The organism is Streptomyces sp. MB09-02B, from assembly GCF_033794485.1.
In the GTDB taxonomy this organism is placed as follows: domain Bacteria; phylum Actinomycetota; class Actinomycetes; order Streptomycetales; family Streptomycetaceae; genus Streptomyces.
Map to the genome: position 1 here is coordinate 1 of NZ_JARGEE010000727.1, position 2,492 is coordinate 2,492.

Genomic DNA, 2,492 nt, shown 5'->3' on the forward strand with positions numbered 1-2,492 from the left:
CTCCCGCCCCGGGCCCGTCCGCGCACACCGTCGGTCCACCCCGGTACTTGTGAACACCTGAGCGAGAAGTCCACCGGTTTTTCTGGTGTGCTTGGCCCCATGACGCCCAGGTCCACACCCCCGCCTCCCTCGGCACCTGTCCCCTCCTCCGGCGCCGGAAGGGCGCCGGTGCGCAGGCTGGTCGCCCGGAGTCGCGAGGAGCACCGGGTCGCCTCACCGCTGGAGCTCTTCTTCGACCTGTGCTTCGTCGTGGCCGTCGCCCAGGCGGGCGTCCAACTGGTCCACTCCGTCGCGGAGGCACACGCCGGCGAGGGCATCCTGAACTACGCGATGGTCTTCTTCGCCATCTGGTGGGCCTGGATGAACTTCACCTGGTTCGCGTCGGCGTACGACAACGACGACGTGCCCTACCGACTGGTGACGCTCGTCCAGATCGCGGGTGTGCTGGTGCTCGCCGCCGGGGTCGGCCGGGCCTTCGAGGACCACGACTGGTCCCTGGTCGTGCTCGGCTACGTGATCATGCGGCTGGCTATGACCGCGCAGTGGCTGAGAGCCGCGCGGACCGCGACGGACGCGGAACGGGTCACGGCCCTGCGGTACGCGGGTGGTGTGGCGCTGTGCCAGATCGGCTGGCTGGGGCTGGTGGTCCTGCCGGAGCCGGCCAGGCCGTGGCTGTTCCTGGCGATGGCGATCGCCGAGCTGTCCGTCCCGCTGTACGCGGAGAGAGGCTTCCAGACGTCCTGGCATCCGCATCACATCGCGGAGCGGTACGGCCTGTTCACCATCATCGTGCTGGGCGAGACGATCCTGGCGGCCACGGTCGCGGTGAAGTCGGCGGCCGACGAGAACGACGCGCTGGGGGAACTGCTGCCGATCGCGGTGGGCGGGCTGCTGATCGTCTTCTCGGCGTGGTGGATCTACTTCGCCGTCCCCATCCACGGTCATCTGCGCTCCAGCAAGGAGAGCTTCCTGTGGGGGTACGGCCACTACCTGATCTTCGCGTCGGCCGCCGCGATCGGGGCCGGTCTGGAGGTCGCGGTGGAAGAGACGGTGCACAAGGCACACATATCCACCCTGGCCGCGTCCGCGGCGGTGACGCTGCCGACGGCGCTTTACCTGATCTCCGTGTGGGCGCTGCACGCCCGCCACTACAAGGTGGGCACAGCGCAGCAGACGGTGTTGCCGCTCGCCGCGCTGGCCGTGGTGTCGTGCACCTTCCTCGGGCACTGGGCAGTGCCGGCGGCGGGTGTGGTGGCAGCCGTGACGGTCGCGGTCGGGGTGACACTCACCGCCCGCGGCCACGGCGCCCCGCACAACCACTCCCACCCTCACCCCCACGCGTCAGGGGAGCAGGCGCAGAACGACAACACCCGGGACAGTCATGACAGTTGACGCGTTGACCGATGTGCCGGGCCTGCGGGTCGGGCATGCCACCCGGATCGGCGGGGGCTGGCTGACCGGCACCACGGTCGTACTGGCTCCAGAGGGCGGCGCGGTCGCGGCCGTGGATGTGCGCGGCGGCGGGCCCGGCACCAAGGAGACGGACGCGCTCGATCCGCGCAACCTGGTGCAGAAGGTCGAGGCGGTGGTGCTGACAGGCGGCAGCGCGTACGGGCTGGACTCCGCGTCGGGCGTGATGGCCTGGCTGGAGGAGCGCGGGCGGGGGGTGCGGGTCGGCCCCGACCCGGTGCACGTGGTGCCGGTCGTGCCGGCTGCCTGTGTCTTCGACCTGGGCCGGGGCGGCGACTTCAGGGCGAGACCGGATGCCGCCGTCGGCCGGGCCGCGGTCGAGGCGGCGGACGAGAGCGGGCCCGGGGCCCCGGTGGCGGAGGGATGTGTGGGGGCCGGGACGGGGGCGACGGTCGGGCTGCTCAAGGGCGGCGTCGGCAGCGCGAGCACCGTGCTGGAGTCAGGGATCACGGTGGCCGCGCTGGTGGTGGCCAACGCGGCGGGATCGGTGACGGACCCGGAGACGGGGGCGCTGTACGGGGAGTTGTTCCAGGGGCGGGCGGCGTATCCGGCGCCGGAGGTGCACGAGAGGGCGCGTCGCCGTCTGGCCGAGGCCGCCGCGAAGAGTGCCCCGCCCCCGATGAACACCACGCTGGCCGTGGTCGCCACCGACGCCGACCTGACCCGCGCCCAGGCCCAGAAGCTGGCCGGCACGGCACACGACGGCATAGCCCGCGCCGTACGTCCCGTGCATCTGCTCAACGACGGGGACACGGTGTTCACCCTGGCGACGGGTACACGACCACTGCCGCCCCAGGCCGGCCCTCTCGCCCTGAACGAACTCCTCGCGGCGGGAGCGGACTTGGTGAGCCGCGCGATCGTACGGGCGGTACGAGCAGCCGAGCCGGTGGCCGGCCCGGGCGGAGTGTGGCCGTCGTACGGGGAGTTGTACGGGGAGTTGTACGGGAGGCGTTGAGGGGCGAGGAGAAGCCAGGGGCGATCGACGACCCTGTTGCGGGGCCACCAAGACGCGAGGGGAGGGA

At 71.9% G+C, this 2,492-nt stretch carries 2 protein-coding genes; both read left to right on the forward strand.

Annotated elements, in window-relative coordinates; all coding sequences use genetic code 11:
* The first annotated feature begins 99 nt into the window (after positions 1–99).
* Positions 100–1,392: a low temperature requirement protein A gene (locus P1P70_RS43365; RefSeq protein WP_319247825.1), complete on the forward strand. Its 1,293-nt coding sequence runs from the start codon at positions 100–102 to the stop codon at positions 1,390–1,392.
* A complete protein-coding gene (locus P1P70_RS43370) occupies positions 1,382–2,425 on the forward strand; it encodes a P1 family peptidase (protein ID WP_319247828.1) in 1,044 nt (347 codons plus the stop codon). Before P1P70_RS43365 ends, P1P70_RS43370 begins: the two co-directional genes overlap by 11 nt.
* Positions 2,426–2,492: the final 67 nt, after the last annotated feature.

Excerpts from the sequence above, each read along its gene's own strand:
- P1P70_RS43370 (WP_319247828.1), top strand. The coding sequence starts at position 1,382 with ATGACAGTTGACGCGTTGACCGATGTGCCGGGCCTGCGGGTCGGGCAT.
- P1P70_RS43365 (WP_319247825.1), top strand. The coding sequence starts at position 100 with ATGACGCCCAGGTCCACACCCCCGCCTCCCTCGGCACCTGTCCCCTCC.